Raw genomic sequence first — 16693 nt, forward strand, 5'->3', positions numbered from 1 at the left:
GCGGGTGCGGCCGCGGGTGGCCCGGGGGAGGGCCGCGGATGCACCGATCGGGGCATCTCACCCACCGGATGAATTTCCCCGCCGTCTGCCCAAAACGACCTCCCAGGTCTACTCTGGAGCCGTGCCGGAGGACGTGGGGGGCACGCCGTTCCCGGACGGCAGGGAGCCCGACGACGACCACGACCGCGGGGTGTCGGACGAAGAGTTCGCCTCCGTGGTCTTCGACGAGGCCTTCGTACGGGCGGCCGCGGTGCACGAGCCGACCGCCGTCGAGCGCCTCCTGGCCGCCGCGCAGGCCAGAGCCGAGGCCACCGAGGCGGAGGCCGCCCGCCGAGGCCGCAGCAGAGCCGATCGCTACGACGACGGGTACGGCGATTTCGGCCATGATCCCGAACTCGACGACCCGGACGACGACCGCGACCTCCTCGACCGCCCCTACGGCGCTCCCGCGGCCTACGGCAAGCAGGTCCGCTGGCACCGCCCCGTCGCCTGGCTGCTCGCCCTCGCGATGGGCATCGGGATGGTCGCACTGGCCTTCGTGGCCGTCTACCGGGGCGCGTCCTCGGGCGGCGGCACGCAGCAGGTGCCGCCCCCCGCCTCCACCGGCCGGGAGCAGGGCGGCACCGCGGCCCCCTCGGCCTCCGTCGACTACTCCCAGCCGGCCGTCTCGGTGATCCCGCGCAGCCCCTGAGCTGCCCCCCGGGGCGTCGGCAAGCTGTCCCAACTTGACCTGTGGCGGCGCGTTTACGCGACCTTCCGCGGACCCACTCTGAAGGTATGGCAGGGCTTGGCGGTCCGCCCGGAGGAACGCCCGAGGGCGGCCCCGGAGGCGGAGAGGACGAGTACCGATCCGTCGTCTTCGACGAGTCGTTCGTGCGCGCTGCCCGGCTCCAGGAGTTCTCCGCCCAGGAGCGCATCACCGACCACGCGCCCGCCGTACGCCGCCGCCCGCCCCTGCGCCGGGCCGGACTGTCCCGGCAGGCGTTGATCCTCGTCCTGCTGATAGCCGTGGCCTTCGGCACCGCCATCTACATGGGCGTACGGCACCCCTACCAGAGCTCCACCGGGCAGCGGGCCGCCGAGCCGGTGCGGATGACCGTCGTCCCGCTCGCCCCGCGCAAGAGGGTGCCCGGCGCCGACGACGCGGCGTTCCTGTACGCGCACAGCCCCGCCGCGCACTTCAGGACCGCGGCCCAGGGCATCCCGCTGCCGGGGGCCAGGCGCACGGCGCACTTCTCCGAGGACCAGGTGTTCAACGCGCTCACCACCGCCAAGAACTACATCGTCCGCTCGGCGCTCGACCCGGAGGTGCTCGGCGGCGAGGAGGTGCGCTCGGTGCGGGTGCTGCTGGACCCGGACCAGCTCCACCAGTTCGACGAGAGCTTCGAGAAACCCGCCTCCGACGGCCGGCACACTCCCACGGGATGGCTGGTCCGCTTCGACCCGGCCCGGGCCGAGCTGGCCGACCCCGAGATCCGGGTGGACGGGAGCCTGCGGGCCGTGGAGAGCGACGCGTCCACCCTGGAGGTCACCGCCGACCACACCATGGTGTACGCGCTGCGACCGGCCGACGACGCCCGGGGCGAGGTGTCGCTGTTCACCCTCCGGCGCGAGCTGCACTTCCGCTTCGACCGGGACGACCTGCGGCTGCACCAGACCCGGCTCGTCGCCTCCTACGTCCAGGCCGGGCCGCTCTCCTGCGCCGAGGACGCGGCGAACCAGCTCCGTCCGCTGCTGGCCGGCCAGGAGGCCGGGGCCGGCGTCCCGGCCGGCACCGACCCGTACACCTCGGGCAACGCCACGGCGCTGTGCGGCACCCTCGCGGAGAACGCCCGGCCGAAGGTGTGAGCGCGGGAGGTGGTCAGGCGCCGTCGCGCGGCGAGCCGTCCCGGGGAGACTCCGGACCGTCGCCGCCGGGCTCCTCGGACCCCCCGGACCCCTCGGGCCCCTCGGGTCGGTCGGGTCCATCGGGCCGGCCGGATCCTCCCGGGCCCTGCGCCGGCCCACCGTCGTCCTCGGGCGGCCTCGGCTGGGAGCCCGTGAAGCCGCCGAAGCCCCGCCGCATCCGGTCACCGAGGTCACCGGCGCCGCCCGCGATGTCGTTGACCAGCTTCATCAGCGGGTCCTTGGAGCTGCGCACATGCGTGGCGTAGTGGGACGCCGACTCCCGGAAGGAGTCCCGCACCGAGGTGTTCCTGTCCTCGTCGCGGCGCGGGTAGTGGCCGTCCATGATCCGCTGGTAGTCCCGGGAGGCCGCCCACTTCTTCAGCTCGGCGGCCCGCACGGTGGTGAAGGGGTGCGAGCGGGGCAGCACGTTCAGGATCTTCAGCACCGAGTCGCGCAGGTCGCCGCCCGCCTCGTACTCCTCGGCCTGCTCCAGGAACGCGTCCACGTTCATCTCGTGCAGGTGGTTGCCGCCCGCGATCTTCATCAGGCCCCGCATGGAGGCCTGGAGGTCCTGGCCGACCAGCAGTCCCGCGCGGTCGGCGGACAGCTCCGACTTGCGGAACCACTCGCGCAGCGCGGTCACGATCGCCATGATCGCCACGTTGCCCAGCGGGATCCAGGCGACCCGGACGGCGAGGGAGGTCAGGAAGAGCAGGATCGTCCGGTAGACCGCGTGCCCGGACAGGGCGTGCCCGACCTCGTGCCCGACGACCGCCCGCATCTCCTCCTCGTCGAGCAGCTCGACCAGGCCCGTGGTGACGACGATGATCGGCTCGTCCAGGCCGATGCACATCGCGTTCGGCACCGGGTCCTGGTTGACGTACATCGGGGGGACCTTCTCCAGGTCCAGGATGTAGCAGGCGTCGCGCAGCATGACGTTCAGATGGGCGAACTGCCGGTCCGAGACGCGCACCGAGTCGGACAGGAACAGCAGCCTGAGGCTCCGCTCGGGCAGCAGACCGCTCAGCGCCTTGAAGACCGTGTCGAAGCCGCTCAGCTTGCGCAGCGCCACCAGGGCACTGCGGTCGGCCGGATGCTCGTACGCCCGTGAGGAGATCCCGGGGAAACGCCTGCGCTGCCTGCTCGGCACGTGCTCGTGCCCGTTGTGGTGGCCGTCGGACATCTCTTCCCCCATGCGCGTAGGTGTGACCTGGACGTACGTACGGTCTTTGCGAACCCTTGTGCGGTCCTTTGCGCCCCCCGAGCCGGGCCCAGCCTAGGCGGAGATACCGTGGACGGGCAGTACGTCGAAGGAGTCCACGCCATGCAGCACATCCCCCACACCGACTGGCTCGCCGGGGCCGCGACCGCCGCCGAGCAGCAGGGGCCGGGGAGTCTGCTCCGGATCGTCCTGATCGTCATGGTGGTGGGCTGTGTGCTGACCGGGTGGTTCCTGTTGCGGGGGTACAAGCAGAAGGACGACTGAGGAGACCCGAAGGTTCCCCGGTCGCCCCGGTCCTCGCGCGCCCGCATACGATGAGCGGACGTCTTGTCCCGCCCACACCGGATAGGTCCTGCCGAAGATGAGCCTTCCCCTCAGCGCCGCCCAGTTCGTCACCCTTGCCGCCGAGGGCGGCGAGGAGCACGGCGGCAACCACGAGAGCCTCAGCCCCTACGTCACCGGCATCGGCGCGTTCGTCATCCTGCTGCTCCTGCTGTGGATCACCACCCGGTTCAACCGCGACCGCTGAGCCCGCGGCTCCGTGGGCGCGACCGGGGCACCCCGGGCGGGCCGGTAGGGTCTGCTCGCATGGGAGAGCACGACACGCCTACCGGCCCGGCGCACGCGCCGGCGCGCGGCACGCAGAACGCGGTGCCCGCCCGCGCCACCGGTCCGGTCCAGGGCCCGGTGAACGGTCCGGCCGACGGCCCGTCGGCCGGCAAGCGACGCCTGGGCGTCATGGGCGGCACCTTCGACCCGATCCACCACGGCCACCTCGTGGCCGCCAGCGAGGTCGCCGCGCAGTTCCAGCTCGACGAGGTGGTGTTCGTGCCGACCGGGCAGCCGTGGCAGAAGAGCCACCGCGCGGTCTCCGCGGCCGAGGACCGCTATCTGATGACGGTCGTCGCGACGGTCGAGAACCCGCAGTTCTCCGTCAGCCGCATCGACATCGACCGCGGCGGCCCCACCTACACCGTCGACACCCTGCGCGACCTGCGCGCCCTCAACCCGGACGCGGACCTGTTCTTCATCACCGGGGCCGACGCCCTCGCCCAGATCCTCACCTGGCGCGACAGCGAGGAACTGTTCTCCCTCGCCCACTTCATCGGTGTCACCCGGCCCGGCCACACCCTCACGGACGCCGGGCTCCCCAAGGGCGGCGTCTCGCTCGTCGAGGTCCCCGCCCTCGCCATCTCCTCCACGGACTGCCGTGCGAGAGTCGCCAAGGGCGATCCCGTCTGGTACCTGGTGCCCGACGGAGTCGTGCGCTATATCGACAAACGCCACCTGTACCGCGGCGAGTGAGCCGAGAGGGGCACCGGTGAACGACGGATACGACGCGGGACACGGCGACGACCAGTACGAACTCGTCGGCTACGACGAGTACGGCCGCCCCGTGTACCGCCAGGCCCAGGGACAGCCGCAGGGCCAGGGCCACGCCCAGCCCGGCCACCAGCAGCAGTACGACCCGTACGCGCAGCAGCAGGGGCAGCAGGGGCAGCCCTACGGACCGTCGGGGCAGCAGTACGGGCAGCCGGGGCAGCAGTACGGGCAGCAGCAGTACGGGCAGCAGGGCTACGGCTACGACCCGTACGCCACCGGCAGCCAGCAGCCCGTCCAGCAGCCCTACGACCCCTACGGCTCCCAGGGCGGCCACGACACCGGCCAGCAGCCCGCGCAGTCGCCGTACGACCCGTACGGCCGGGCCGCGACCAGTGGCCCGCAGCCCCGGGTCGCCGAGCAGACCGCCCACATCCCGCAGCAGGCGGGCCCGCCCGAGGAGCGGGAGCGCACGGACCCCGCCGAGGCGGCCGGACCCGGCGGGGACTACCGCACCGAGCAGTTCGCCTTCGTCGAGGAGCCGGCCGGCGACTCCGAGGACGTCATCGACTGGATGAAGTTCACGGAGAACCGCACCGAGCGCCGCGAGGAGGCCCGCAGGCGCGCCCGCTCGCGCATCGTCGCCCTGGTCGTCGTGCTGGCGCTGGTCGCGGTCGGCGGCGTCGGCTACCTCTGGTACGCGGGGAAGCTGCCCGGCCTGTCCTCCTCCGACGACAAGACCGGCGGCACCACGACGGCCGACGCCCAGAAGCGCGACGTGATCGCCGTCCACCTGCACGACACCAAGGGCGGCGGCACCTCCACCGCGCTGCTCGTGAACAACACCACCACCAAGCAGGGCACCGCCGTGCTGGTGCCCAACGCGCTCGCCCTGACCGGCGACGACGGCAGCACCACCACGCTCGACAAGTCCGTCGGCGACGAGGGCCCCGACGCGACCCGCACCGCCCTCGACTCCGCCCTCGGCACCGACATCGAGGGCACCTGGCGGCTGGACACGCCCTACCTCCAGATCCTCGTCGACCTGGTCGGCAACATCGACGTCGACACCGACGCCGACGTCCCCGACCCGGAGTCCAAGGACAAGGGCGCCGCGCCCCTCGTGCACAAGGGCGAGGGCCAGACCCTCAGCGGCAAGATGGCCGTCGCCTACGCCACCTACAGCGCCAAGGGCGAGGAGGCGAACGCCCAGCTCCAGCGGTTCGGGCAGGTCATGCAAGGGGTGCTGCGCAAGCTGTCCTCCGACCCGCAGGCCGCGACGACCACCGTCCAGACCCTGGGCATGATCCTCGACCCGCCGCTGACCGAGAAGGACCTCGGCACCTTCCTCGCCGGGCTCTCCGACCGCGCCAAGGGCGGCGACTTCAAGACCGCGCTGCTGCCCGTCCAGGACGGCGGCGGGCTCAGCGCCGAGGCCAGCGACAGCGTCGTCAAGGACGTCCTCGGCGGCACCGCCAAGAGCCCCGACAAGGACGCGGCCGTCAGCGTCTCCGTCCGCAACGCCACCGGCGAGGAGGACCGCACCGGCAAGGCCCGCGTCGTCCTCCTCAACGGCGGCTTCACCTTCGTGTCGGGCGGTACCGCCTCCGGCACCGAGGCCACCTCGGAGGTCGTCTACGCGGAGGCCGCCGACAAGGAGAACGCCGTCCAGGTCGCCAAGACCCTGGGACTGCCCACCGACTCCGTCACCCAGGGGAAGGTCTCCGCGAACGCGCGGGTCTCGGTGGTGCTCGGGCAGGACTACAAGCCGGCGTCGTAGGGGGCGGAGCGCGGCGGACGGTTTCCGCGTGGGCCCGTGTCGGCGGTCGTGAGACCCTTGAGGTCAACCGACCGCCGACCCGAAAGCCAGGCAGTGACCGCGACCGACCGCTCCATCGAACTCATCAACGCCGCCGCCCAGGCGGCGGCCGACAAGCTCGCGCACGACATCATCGCCTACGACGTCAGCGACGTGCTGTCGATCACGGACGCCTTCCTGCTGGCCTCCGCGCCCAACGACCGCCAGGTCAAGTCGATCGTCGACGAGATCGAGGAGCGGCTGAACAAGGAACTCGGCGCCAAGCCGGTGCGCCGCGAGGGCGACCGCGAGGCCCGCTGGGTCCTGCTCGACTACGTCGACATCGTCGTCCACGTCCAGCACAGCGAGGAGCGCGTCTTCTACGCCCTGGAGCGGCTGTGGAAGGACTGCCCCGAGCTGGAGCTGCCCGCCGACGCCAAGGAGACCCGCGGCAAGGCGGAGGAGCACGCGAAGCTCCAGGCCGCCGAGGAGGCGACGCACACCGACGAGGACTGGCGATGAGCGCCACCGGTGAGGTGACGGCGGGCAGGCCGGGCCGCGGCCGCCGCGTCATCCTGTGGCGGCACGGCCAGACCGCGTGGAACGTGGAGCGCCGCTTCCAGGGCAGCACGGACGTCGCGCTGACCGAGACCGGCGTGAACCAGGCCCGCCGCGCGGCCGGACTGCTCCTGCACCTGAGGCCCGACGCGATCGTCGCCTCCGACCTCGCGCGCGCCGCGGACACGGCCGCCGAGCTGTCCGTGCTCACCGGCCTCGAGGTGACCCTGGAGGAGGGCCTGCGGGAGACCTACGCGGGCGTCTGGCAGGGGCTGACCCACGAGGAGATCATCACCAGGTACGGCGACGAGTACGCGGCCTGGAAGCGCGGCGAGCCCGTGCGCCGCGGCGGCGGCGAGCTGGAGACCGAGGTCGCCGACCGCGCCGCCCCCGTGGTGCTCCGGCACGCCGAGAAGCTCCCCGAGGACGGCACCCTCGTCGTGGTCAGCCACGGCGGCACGATCCGCACCACCATCGGCCGCCTGCTCGGCCTGGAACCGCACAGCTGGGAGAGCCTCGGCGGCCTGACCAACTGCTGCTGGTCCGTGCTGGGCGAGGGCGCCCGCGGCTGGCGCCTGCTGGAGCACAACGCCGGCACCCTGCCGGAACCGGTGATCGGCGACGACGTCTGAACGGCGATTTCACTTTCCGGCAGGTCGCAGGCTAAAGTTCTTCTTGTTCGCCCCGCCGAGCGGAGCGGACGAAGAGCAGGACCATGCGGCTCGGGTCGCGTGGCACCAGGGGCTATAGCTCAGTTGGTAGAGCGCCTGCATGGCATGCAGGAGGTCAGGAGTTCAATTCTCCTTAGCTCCACAACCCACGGACGAATCCCGTCCCCTTCGGGGGGCGGGATTTTTCGTCTCCGCCCGCTTGAGCAACATGCGCCCCACGGGCGTATACGTCGGTGGGACTCCGTGTCCGGACCGGTACTGATGCGTCGCTGACCGGGTCGGCCCGGCCGTGGCAGAATCAAACGGCCGGAAGGGGACCGCAGCCCGACGGGAGGGAGTGGCGATGCCTGGGAGCATCCTCGAGGAGGTCGGTCACCTCCTCGGCGGAGCGATGGCAAGGAACACGGTCACCCGCCTCAGCTGCCCTTCCTGCGGTTCCGGGCATGTGGCCCAAGTCCTCGGCGACAACGGCGGAATCTCTTACGTGTGCACGGCCTGCGGCCACAGCTGGAGCTGATCGATGGGTGCACACAGGCGGAAGTGCGACTGGTGCGGCAGCGGCACGCCCATCGTGCGCGACATGGAGCCGGTCAACCCCGACTACCAGTACTGGTGCGAGGAATGCGCGCGGGCGCTGATCATAAAAGGCGACCCCATCGAGACGTACCGCGAACTCGAGGGCGAGCCGATCTACGGCCGGCTCCTCGAGGAGCACTGCACGCTCAAACGCTTCTACTCGTTCGTGACGGCGTGACGGCGTGACGGCGGCGGTGTGACGAGCCCGCAAGAGGGCAAAGCGGGCAAAGCGGGCAAAGCGGAAACGATTTGGTGTTGTGCCCGGTCGACCGTGTAATGTTGGCGTCGCCGCCGGGGAGACCGGGCGGCGGACAACAAGGGGCTATAGCTCAGTTGGTAGAGCGCCTGCATGGCATGCAGGAGGTCAGGAGTTCAATTCTCCTTAGCTCCACAGTTCGACGAAACCCCCCCGGATCTCTGATCCGGGGGGGTTTCGTCGTCCGCGGCCTCAGCGCCCGAGCGCCCGGCGGCCCCGGCCCTGGGACAGCACCGGAAGGTTGGTGCGCGAGGCCGGCGCCTGCCCGCGGGTGTCCTCCTCGATCCGCAGCGCCAGCGCCGGGCAGCGGCGCACCGCCCGCACCGCCTTGGCCTCCGCGAACCGCGGCACCTCGGCCTGCGCGACGGTCGGGAAGCCGTCGGCGCCGAGCTGGAAGACCTCCGGGAGGATGTCCGCGCACAGCCCGTGTCCCCGGCACAGCGTCCAGTCGACGAAGATCTTCTGGCGGCTCGGGCCGTTCTCCTCCCCGCCGCCGGGGACGCCGGTCGGGGCCCTGCCCCCCTCGAAGAGCGGCAGAACGCCCTCCACGGGCCGACCGCAGCCGTTGCCGAGGACATGGGCGGCCAGGTCGTCCGTGAACGCCTTGACGGTCGACTCCAGGAACATCGCCGAGCCGTCCGGGTGCGAGCAGGCACCGCGCCGCTTCACGTTCTTCGCGACCTGCTTGACCGCCTCCAGGGCGGCCGGACCGCCGCCGTTCAGGATGTCCTCCAGCCCCCGCGCGGCGGCCGGCAGGCCCAGGTAGCAGGGGCCGCACTGGCCGGCGCTCTCCTCGGCCAGCCACTGCGCCACCCGCAGGGACTCGCCCAGCGGGCAGGTGTCCTGACCGATCGGCAGGATCGCGCCCGCGCCGAGCGAGCCGCCCACCTGCTGCAAGGAGTTGCGGGAGACGATCGCCTCGTCGACGGTCGCCGCGTCGATCCACTTGCCGTGGTAGCCGCCGGTCAGCACGCCCTGCGGCACCGGCGGAGCGCCGGCCAGCTGGAGGACGTAGCGCAGCGGCACGCCCGTCGGGACCTCGATCACCATCGGCCGGGCCACCGCGCCGGAGACCGTGAGCATCACGGTGCCCGGCTCGTCGTACAGGCCGGTGTTGCCGTAGCGCTCCGGGCCGATGCGGGCGGCGATCGCCAGCTGGGCGAAGGTCTCGGCGTTGGACAGCAGGGTCGGCGCGCCGCCGACGCCGCTCCTGGAGGCGCTGACCTTGCGGCCGGGCGGGATCGCCGGGCCGCCGTCGATGGAGCGGATCAGCGAGGCCGCCGCACCGGTCACCATGCGCACCGGATTGCGCTGCACACGCGCGCGGAGGGCGGACCGGCGGCCGTTGCTCAGGCCGCGCTCGGCCAGGGCGGCCTCCATGGAGCGCTGGGTGGACTCGCGGGTGACCCCGATGACGAGGGTGCGGGCGCCCATGGCCTCGGCGCACAGCAGCGCGCCGTCCAGGATCAGGTGCGGGGCACGGTTGATCAGGACCGTGTCCTTGCGGCAGGCCGGCTCGTCCTCGCTGCCGTTGACGACCACGACCGGCCGTACGCCGCGCTTGATCGCCGCCTCGGCGACCGAGCGCAGCTTCTTGTGGAAGGGGAAGCCCGCGCCGCCGCGGCCCTTCAGGTTGATGCGTTCGGAGAGCTGCGCGAGCTGCTCCCCGCCCAACGGTTCGAGCGGGCCGTGCACCTTGAGGTGCATCGGCAGATCGAGCCGCTCGACAAGGTCGAAGCCCGACGTGAGCTGGGGAAGCCCGACCACGCGGACCTCCGGGACGTCGGGCAGGGCCTCGTTCAATTCAAGCCTCCGGAAGGCGTGTTCCAAGGTTCACCGGAACCCGGTGCGTCGAAGTCGTGGGACGGCGACGGCGCACCGGGGGTTGGTTCAGGGGCGGGACCGCTGTTGTACGTGTCGCTGGGGTAGTACGTGTCGTGGACCGCGTTCGTCTCACGGGTGTCGTACACGTCACTCGAGCCGTAGCCCGGGGCAGGGGGCGCGGAGTACTGCGCGGAGTAGGCCGCGGAGTGGTCCACCGCCTCCGTGGTGCCGTAGACCGGGATGGTGTGTCCGGTGTCGTTGAGCGGGTCGTAGGCCGACGGGGGTGCCTCGCCGACCGGGGGCGGCGAGGGTATGGGCCAGCTGCCCGAGGTGCTGCCGCCGCCGTCCACGACCGGCATCGCCTCGGTGGGCCGCAGGTCGGACGGCAGCCGGGCGGCGGCGGGGTCGGCCGTCAGCGGCGGCCGGCCCGCGCCCGAGGGGCCGGACACGGCACGGTAGGCCGCCGCGAAGCCGCTCGGGGGCTCCGGCGCGGTGAGGCGCTCCGCGGGTTCGTACAGCGGGGCGGACGGGGACGCGCCGCGTGACCGGGACCGCCCGGCGCCCTCGTAGCCGGGCAGGGCGGCGGTGGCCCTCGGCCGGTTCTCCGCCGCCTCCTCGTCCTCCTCGCGGGCGGGCCGCTCCCCGGTCCCGAGGAGGCCGGCGATCCGGTCGGCGACCTTGCGCTTGACCGGGCGGGGCGCCGCGCGCAGTGCCAGGGCCGCCATGACGCCGACCACGGACAGGGCGTACAGGACCACGAAGACCGGCTTCGCGGCGCGACCCGCGTAGAGCCCGTGCAGCAGGGCGAGGCACCACGCCGGATAGGCCAGCATGTGCATGGCCCGCCAGCGGGCCGCGACCGGGGCCGGGGAGGCGAAGCGGTTGCGCAGGGCTCCGGTGACCCCCACGAAGATCATGAGCATGCTGGCCAGGGTGCCGAAGCCGATGAGGACGGCCCGGCCGCCGAACGCCTCGTCCTCCGTGGCCAGGAGCCCGAACGGGAGGACCGCGGCGACCCAGGTGGTGTGGTCCAGGACCAGCTTGACCACGATGTGCACCAGCAGGAAGACGACCGAGGCGACCGCGGTGGTCCGGTGCACCGCCTGGGCCAGGATCCGCTGCCGGGTGTCGAGGACGATCCGGTCCTGGGCGAGCAGACCCCAGATCACCGAGCAGCTGAGGAAGACGAGGGAGAGGACGCCGGCGCCGAAGTTCAGGAACTGGGCGAAGGTGTCGTCCACCGTGCTGTCGTTCGTCACCACGACAGGCCTCCCCACGTCAGGGACGTGAGGGGAGGCGGCGGACTGGTGTCGCGGGGGTGGATCGGGGGAGGGTTCATGGGGGCAACTCCGGAGCGGTTCGGGAAAGCGGTCCCGCTGCCGCACTCTAAGTGGCGCCATACCCGTGGGTAGGGGGTTTGAGTTATTGCGTTGTTATCAAATGACAGCGCGCTCGTGCTGGTGTCCCTTAGTGGTCGTTACGCGAAGTAACCTTTGACCTTGGTTCAGGTTCGCCTCCGTTTTCCGGATGCCGGGCCCCGGATTCCGGTCGGCCGTGCGTGGCGCGGAAGCCCGTCGCGGCCCCCTCGGCGACTGCGGTACCCTGACGCCATGCGTGCCGTACGCCTTCTGCTTAGCGAGCCGCGCTGATCAGTCCCGACCCCGGTCGTAGTCCGGTGGCCGGAATCGGCGCGGCGTCCCCTCCTGTGCGAGGGGATTTTTCATTTCCCGGCCTTCGCAGCCGCAGGTCATGAAGGTCGCAGCCGCTGGCAGAGACGATCGATGGAGCTTTGAGGATCATGAGCGAGACGAACCCCGCGGCGACCGCCCCTGTGTCGGCGGATGCCGCGCCGCACCGCTACACGGCTGCCATGGCCGCCGAGATCGAGGCACGCTGGCAGGACTTCTGGGACGCCGAGGGGACGTACGCCGCGCCGAACCCCAAGGGTGACCTGGCGGGCGACCCGGAGCTGGTCGCCAAGCCCAAGAAGTTCATCATGGACATGTTCCCGTACCCCTCGGGTGCGGGCCTGCACGTCGGCCACCCCCTGGGGTACATCGCCACCGACGTCTTCGCCCGCTTCCAGCGGATGACCGGCCACAACGTCCTGCACACCCTGGGCTTCGACGCCTTCGGCCTGCCCGCCGAGCAGTACGCCGTGCAGACCGGCACGCACCCGCGCGTGTCCACCGAAGCCAACATGAAGAACATGCAGAGCCAGCTGCGCCGGCTGGGTCTGGGCCACGACAGGCGCAGGTCGTTCGCCACGATCGACCCCGAGTACTACAAGTGGACCCAGTGGATCTTCCTGCAGATCTTCAACTCCTGGTACGACGACGAGGCGAAGAAGGCCCGTCCGATCGCCGAGCTGGTCGCGCAGTTCGCCTCCGGTGAGCGGGAGGTCCCGGGCCACGCGGGCCGGGCGTGGAGCAGCCTGAGCGAGGCCGAGCGCGCCGACGTGCTGGGCGAGTACCGCCTGGCCTACGCCTCCGACGCGCCGGTCAACTGGTGCCCCGGACTGGGCACCGTGCTGGCCAACGAGGAGGTCACCGCCGACGGCCGTTCCGAGCGCGGCAACTTCCCCGTCTTCAAGTCCAAGCTGCGCCAGTGGAACATGCGCATCACCGCCTACGCGGACCGGCTGCTGGACGACCTGGACCAGCTGGACTGGCCCGAGGCGATCAAGCTGCAGCAGCGCAACTGGATCGGCCGCTCCGAGGGCGCCCGCGTCGACTTCCCCGTGGACGGCGAGCGCATCACCGTCTTCACCACCCGCCCCGACACCCTGTTCGGCGCGACCTACATGGTGCTGGCGCCCGAGCACCCGCTGGTCGAGAAGTTCACCCCGGCCGTCTGGCCCGAGGGCACCCGCGACGCGTGGACCGGCGGCCACGCCACCCCGACCGAGGCCGTCGCCGCGTACCGCGCGCAGGCCGCCTCCAAGTCCGACGTCGAGCGGCAGGCCGAGGCCAAGGACAAGACCGGCGTCTTCATCGGCGCGTACGCCACCAACCCGGTCAACGGCGAGCAGGTCCCGGTCTTCGTCGCCGACTACGTGCTGATGGGCTACGGCACCGGCGCCATCATGGCCGTCCCGGCGCACGACTCCCGCGACTTCGAGTTCGCGCGCGCCTTCGAGCTGCCCGTCAGGTGCGTCGTCGAGCCGACGGACGGCCGCGGCACCGACACGTCGACGTGGGACGAGGCCTTCGCCTCCTACGACGCGAAGATCGTGAACTCCTCCGGTACGGACGTCTCCCTGGACGGTCTGGGCGTCGTCGAGGCCAAGGAGCGCGTCACCGAGTGGCTGGAGCGCGCCGGAGCCGGTGCGGGCACCGTCAACTTCCGCCTGCGCGACTGGCTGTTCAGCCGCCAGCGCTACTGGGGCGAGCCCTTCCCGATCGTCTACGACGAGGACGGCATCGCCCACCCCCTGCCCGACTCGATGCTGCCGCTGGAGCTGCCGGAGGTCGAGGACTACTCCCCGCGCACCTTCGACCCGGACGACGCCGACACCAAGCCCGAGACCCCGCTGTCCCGCAACGAGGACTGGGTCCACGTCACCCTGGACCTGGGCGACGGCCGCGGCCCGCGCAAGTACCGCCGCGAGACCAACACCATGCCCAACTGGGCCGGCTCCTGCTGGTACGAGCTGCGCTACCTGGACCCGCACAACGGCGAGCGGCTGGTCGACCCCGAGATCGAGCAGTACTGGATGGGCCCGCGCGAGGGCCTGCCGCACGGCGGCGTCGACCTGTACGTCGGCGGCGCCGAGCACGCCGTGCTGCACCTGCTGTACGCGCGCTTCTGGTCCAAGGTGCTGTTCGACCTGGGGCACGTCTCCTCGGCCGAGCCGTTCCACAAGCTGTTCAACCAGGGCATGATCCAGGCCTACGTCTACCGGGACAGCCGCGGCATCGCCGTACCGGCCGCCGAGGTGGAGGAGCGCGACGGCGCCTACTACTACCAGGGCGAGAAGGTCTCCCGGCTGCTGGGCAAGATGGGCAAGTCCCTGAAGAACGCGGTCACCCCCGACGAGATCTGCGCCGAGTACGGCGCCGACACGCTGCGCCTGTACGAGATGGCGATGGGCCCGCTGGACGTGTCGCGGCCGTGGGACACGCGCGCGGTGGTCGGCCAGTTCCGGCTGCTGCAGCGGCTGTGGCGCAACGTCGTCGACGAGGACACCGGCGAGCTGTCCGTGGCGGACGTCGCGGAGAGCGACATCGACGCCGGCACCCTGCGCGCCCTGCACAAGGCCGTCGACGGTGTGCGGCAGGACCTGGAGGGCATGCGGTTCAACACCGCCATCGCCAAGGTCACCGAGCTGAACAACCACCTGACCAAGGCCGGGGGCCCGGTCCCGCGGTCGGTCGCCGAGCGCCTGGTGCTGCTGGTCGCGCCGCTGGCCCCGCACGTCGCCGAGGAGCTGTGGCGCAAGCTGGGGCACGAGTCCTCCGTCGTCCACGAGGACTTCCCGGTCGCCGACCCGGCCTACGTCGTCGACGAGACCGTGACCTGCGTCGTCCAGATCAAGGGCAAGGTCAAGGCACGGCTGGAGGTCGCCCCCTCCATCTCCGAGGACGACCTGGAGAAGGCCGCGCTGGCCGACGAGAAGGTCGTGGCCGCGCTGGGCGGGGCCGGGATCCGCAAGGTGATCGTGCGGGCGCCGAAGCTGGTGAACATCGTCCCCGCCTAGGCGGTGACCGGGGCGTCTCGGGCGCCCCCTACGGGTCCGGTGCGGGCAGGTTCGGGGTTCTTGCGGAACCCTGGGCCTGCCCGTTGCGTTTACCGTGGAAGAGCGGCACGACGGGTGCCGCGCCGTGGCCGTCCGGCCCGCGGGCCGGATGCTCGGAGGAGGAGCCCAGTGGAAGCAGCGCTCACCGTCTTCGCCCTGCTCTTCCTGCTCGCCGTAGTGCTGGGTGTCTACGCCACGGTGAAGGCCGTCGGCGCCGCCAAGCGCAGCGTGGACCGCGGCATCTCCCAGGCCCGCCGCACCGTCGAGGACCACACCCTGCGGGCCAAGTCCTTGGTCCAGGTGGGTCCGGCGGCCGAGCTGGCACAACTGCGGCTGACGCTGCGCACCTCCATGCGGGCCACGCAGGACGCGCTGCACGCGCGCGTGGCCGAGGACGAATCCCTCAAGGAGTCCCTCGCCCTCTTCGAGCGGCTCAGCGCCCACGGCTTCGAGCTGGACGGCGAGCTGCGGCGCCTGGAGTCCGAGCCGGACCGCGCCACCCTCGCCGAGCGCCTGCCCGGACTGCGCGAGCGCACCGAGCGCATCACACGGTCGGCCGACGCCCTGCGCTGGGCGGCCCGCGACCGCGCCCGCCACTTCGCGGACGACGACCTGGACTCGCTGAGCGCGCAGATCGACGTGGAGGCCGGTGCCCTGCGGCACTGGACGGAGACGAAGACGCAGGCGGAGGCGGCGGCCGGGACCGGCCCGGGGGAGGCGCCGCCCGCGCCGCCGTCCTGGCCCGAGGCCCCGCCCGCCGACGCCGCGTCCGCCCGGCAGACCTGGCCGGACTCCCCGGCGCGGGAGCCGGCGGAGGGGAACCCCGCCCGCCCCGCCATCACCCCGCCGGCCGCGAGCCCCGTGTACCCGTGGCAGAAGAAGGCCCGCCCGGAGAGCACGACCTGACCGACCCCGCCGAACCGGTCGCGACCCTGTGAACGCCCGGTCGCCGGGGCCGGACTGCCGCACGGGCACTACGCCAGGTAACCTCCAGCTCATGTCCCGCCATGTCGCTATCGTCACGGATTCAACGGCCTACCTCCCGGCCCGGGCGATGGAGCGGCACGGCATCACCGCGGTACCCCTGACCGTCGTCCTGGGCGACCGGGCCCTGGAAGAGGGCACCGAGATCTCGACCCGTTCCCTGGCCCAGGCACTGCAGAAACGGCGGCCCGTCACCACCTCCCGCCCGAACCCCGAGCTCTTCGCCGAGACCTACCGCAGGATCGCCGAGTCCGGCGCCGACGGCATCGTCTCCCTGCACCTGTCCGCCGAACTCTCCGGCACCCACGACGCGGCCGTCGTCGCGGCGCGCGAGGCGCCCGTCCCGGTCCGCGTCGTGGACACCGGGATGATCGCGATGGCCCTGGGGTTCTGCGCGCTCGCCGCCGCGGAGACGGCGGAGGCGGGCGGCACGGTGGACGAGGCCGTCACCGCCGCGGAGAAGCGCGCCGCGGGCACCTCCGCCTACTTCTACGTCGACACCCTCGACTATCTGCGCCGCGGCGGCCGGATCGGGGCGGCCCAGGCGCTGTTCGGCTCCGCCCTCGCCGTGAAACCCCTGCTCCAGCTGGAGGGGGGCCGCATCGAACCCCTGGAGAAGGTCCGGACGGCGTCCAAGGCCATCGCCCGGCTGGAGGAGATCGCCGCCGACCGGGCGGGCGGCGCGCCCGTCGACATCGCCGTGCACCATCTCGCCGCCCCGGACCGGGCGTCGGCCCTGGCGGACCGCCTGCGGGACCGGGTTCCCGGGTTGGCCGACCTGCACGTGAGCGAGGTCGGCGCGGTGATCGGCGCGCACACGGGGCCGGGGCTGCTGGGGGTCGTGGTCTCGTCGCGGTGA

General features: G+C 72.1%; 15 protein-coding genes and 2 tRNA genes. 14 read left to right on the forward strand and 3 right to left on the reverse strand.

Going from position 1 to position 16693, the window contains the following annotated elements; translation table 11 throughout:
- Positions 1–121 precede the first annotated feature (121 nt).
- Both R2E43_RS25315 and R2E43_RS25320 read left to right on the forward strand, forming a co-directional pair.
- Positions 122–691: an SCO2584 family spore wall biosynthesis protein gene (locus R2E43_RS25315; protein ID WP_319217247.1), complete on the forward strand. Its 570-nt coding sequence runs from the start codon at positions 122–124 to the stop codon at positions 689–691.
- 86 nt (positions 692–777) lie between these two features.
- On the forward strand, positions 778–1848 hold the full coding sequence (locus R2E43_RS25320; protein WP_003976220.1) for an SCO2583 family membrane protein: 1071 nt from the start codon (positions 778–780) through the stop codon (positions 1846–1848).
- 13 nt (positions 1849–1861) lie between these two features.
- Here R2E43_RS25320 and R2E43_RS25325 read toward each other — a convergent pair whose 3' ends face one another.
- The gene (locus R2E43_RS25325; RefSeq protein WP_011028434.1) at positions 1862–3070 is read right to left on the reverse strand and encodes a M48 family metallopeptidase; all 1209 of its coding nucleotides are present in this window, start codon (positions 3068–3070) and stop codon (positions 1862–1864) included.
- A 141-nt stretch (positions 3071–3211) separates the two neighbouring features.
- Between R2E43_RS25325 and R2E43_RS25330 the strand changes: the two genes are divergently transcribed.
- From R2E43_RS25330 to R2E43_RS25370, 9 genes are all read left to right on the forward strand, one after another.
- Positions 3212–3373: a hypothetical protein gene (locus R2E43_RS25330; protein WP_030869987.1), complete on the forward strand. Its 162-nt coding sequence runs from the start codon at positions 3212–3214 to the stop codon at positions 3371–3373.
- Positions 3374–3470: 97 nt separating this feature from the next.
- Complete coding sequence (locus tag R2E43_RS25335; RefSeq protein ID WP_003976223.1) at positions 3471–3638, forward strand: hypothetical protein; 168 nt, start codon at positions 3471–3473, stop codon at positions 3636–3638.
- Positions 3639–3697: 59 nt separating this feature from the next.
- Positions 3698–4414, forward strand: coding sequence for a nicotinate-nucleotide adenylyltransferase (nadD, locus tag R2E43_RS25340; RefSeq protein ID WP_003976224.1), 717 nt, complete (start codon positions 3698–3700; stop codon positions 4412–4414).
- A gap of 16 nt (positions 4415–4430) precedes the next feature.
- Positions 4431–6209, forward strand: coding sequence for a polydiglycosylphosphate transferase PdtA (pdtA, locus tag R2E43_RS25345; protein ID WP_003976225.1), 1779 nt, complete (start codon positions 4431–4433; stop codon positions 6207–6209).
- A 93-nt stretch (positions 6210–6302) separates the two neighbouring features.
- Positions 6303–6749: a ribosome silencing factor gene (gene rsfS, locus R2E43_RS25350; RefSeq protein WP_003976226.1), complete on the forward strand. Its 447-nt coding sequence runs from the start codon at positions 6303–6305 to the stop codon at positions 6747–6749.
- Positions 6746–7417, forward strand: coding sequence for a histidine phosphatase family protein (locus R2E43_RS25355; protein WP_003976227.1), 672 nt, complete (start codon positions 6746–6748; stop codon positions 7415–7417). Before rsfS ends, R2E43_RS25355 begins: the two co-directional genes overlap by 4 nt.
- Positions 7418–7525: 108 nt before the next feature.
- A tRNA-Ala gene (locus R2E43_RS25360) sits at positions 7526–7598 on the forward strand.
- A gap of 378 nt (positions 7599–7976) precedes the next feature.
- Positions 7977–8210 (forward strand): hypothetical protein, encoded by a 234-nt coding sequence (locus R2E43_RS25365; protein WP_003976229.1) that lies wholly within the window; start codon positions 7977–7979, stop codon positions 8208–8210.
- A 140-nt stretch (positions 8211–8350) separates the two neighbouring features.
- Positions 8351–8423 (forward strand) — tRNA-Ala (locus R2E43_RS25370).
- A gap of 57 nt (positions 8424–8480) precedes the next feature.
- Here the strand turns inward: R2E43_RS25370 and R2E43_RS25375 are convergent.
- Positions 8481–10091 carry an NADH-quinone oxidoreductase subunit NuoF family protein gene (locus R2E43_RS25375; RefSeq protein ID WP_016326195.1) on the reverse strand — a complete coding sequence of 537 codons (1611 nt, stop codon included), beginning with the start codon at positions 10089–10091 and terminating at the stop codon, positions 8481–8483.
- A complete protein-coding gene (locus R2E43_RS25380) occupies positions 10088–11374 on the reverse strand; it encodes a ferric reductase-like transmembrane domain-containing protein (RefSeq protein ID WP_003976231.1) in 1287 nt (428 codons plus the stop codon). The genes R2E43_RS25375 and R2E43_RS25380 overlap by 4 nt, the downstream gene beginning before the upstream one ends.
- 536 nt (positions 11375–11910) lie before the next feature.
- Between R2E43_RS25380 and leuS the strand changes: the two genes are divergently transcribed.
- The 3 genes from leuS to R2E43_RS25395 all read left to right on the forward strand — a co-directional run bounded on the left by leuS (position 11911) and on the right by R2E43_RS25395 (position 16693).
- A complete protein-coding gene (gene leuS, locus R2E43_RS25385) occupies positions 11911–14811 on the forward strand; it encodes a leucine--tRNA ligase (RefSeq protein ID WP_003976232.1) in 2901 nt (966 codons plus the stop codon).
- Positions 14812–14979: 168 nt separating this feature from the next.
- Positions 14980–15756 (forward strand): hypothetical protein, encoded by a 777-nt coding sequence (locus tag R2E43_RS25390; protein WP_011028433.1) that lies wholly within the window; start codon positions 14980–14982, stop codon positions 15754–15756.
- A 91-nt stretch (positions 15757–15847) separates the two neighbouring features.
- Complete coding sequence (locus R2E43_RS25395; protein ID WP_003976234.1) at positions 15848–16693, forward strand: DegV family protein; 846 nt, start codon at positions 15848–15850, stop codon at positions 16691–16693.

It is taken from the genome of Streptomyces violaceoruber (assembly GCF_033406955.1).
GTDB classification, from domain to species: domain Bacteria; phylum Actinomycetota; class Actinomycetes; order Streptomycetales; family Streptomycetaceae; genus Streptomyces; species Streptomyces violaceoruber.

Coding starts and splice junctions, on each gene's coding strand:
- R2E43_RS25330 (WP_030869987.1), top strand. CDS start 3,212: ATGCAGCACATCCCCCACACCGACTGGCTCGCCGGGGCCGCGACCGCC.
- nadD (WP_003976224.1), top strand. CDS start 3,698: ATGGGAGAGCACGACACGCCTACCGGCCCGGCGCACGCGCCGGCGCGC.
- R2E43_RS25365 (WP_003976229.1), top strand. CDS start 7,977: ATGGGTGCACACAGGCGGAAGTGCGACTGGTGCGGCAGCGGCACGCCC.
- R2E43_RS25395 (WP_003976234.1), top strand. CDS start 15,848: ATGTCCCGCCATGTCGCTATCGTCACGGATTCAACGGCCTACCTCCCG.
- R2E43_RS25320 (WP_003976220.1), top strand. CDS start 778: ATGGCAGGGCTTGGCGGTCCGCCCGGAGGAACGCCCGAGGGCGGCCCC.
- R2E43_RS25335 (WP_003976223.1), top strand. CDS start 3,471: ATGAGCCTTCCCCTCAGCGCCGCCCAGTTCGTCACCCTTGCCGCCGAG.
- R2E43_RS25355 (WP_003976227.1), top strand. CDS start 6,746: ATGAGCGCCACCGGTGAGGTGACGGCGGGCAGGCCGGGCCGCGGCCGC.
- leuS (WP_003976232.1), top strand. CDS start 11,911: ATGAGCGAGACGAACCCCGCGGCGACCGCCCCTGTGTCGGCGGATGCC.
- R2E43_RS25325 (WP_011028434.1), bottom strand. CDS start 3,070: ATGTCCGACGGCCACCACAACGGGCACGAGCACGTGCCGAGCAGGCAG.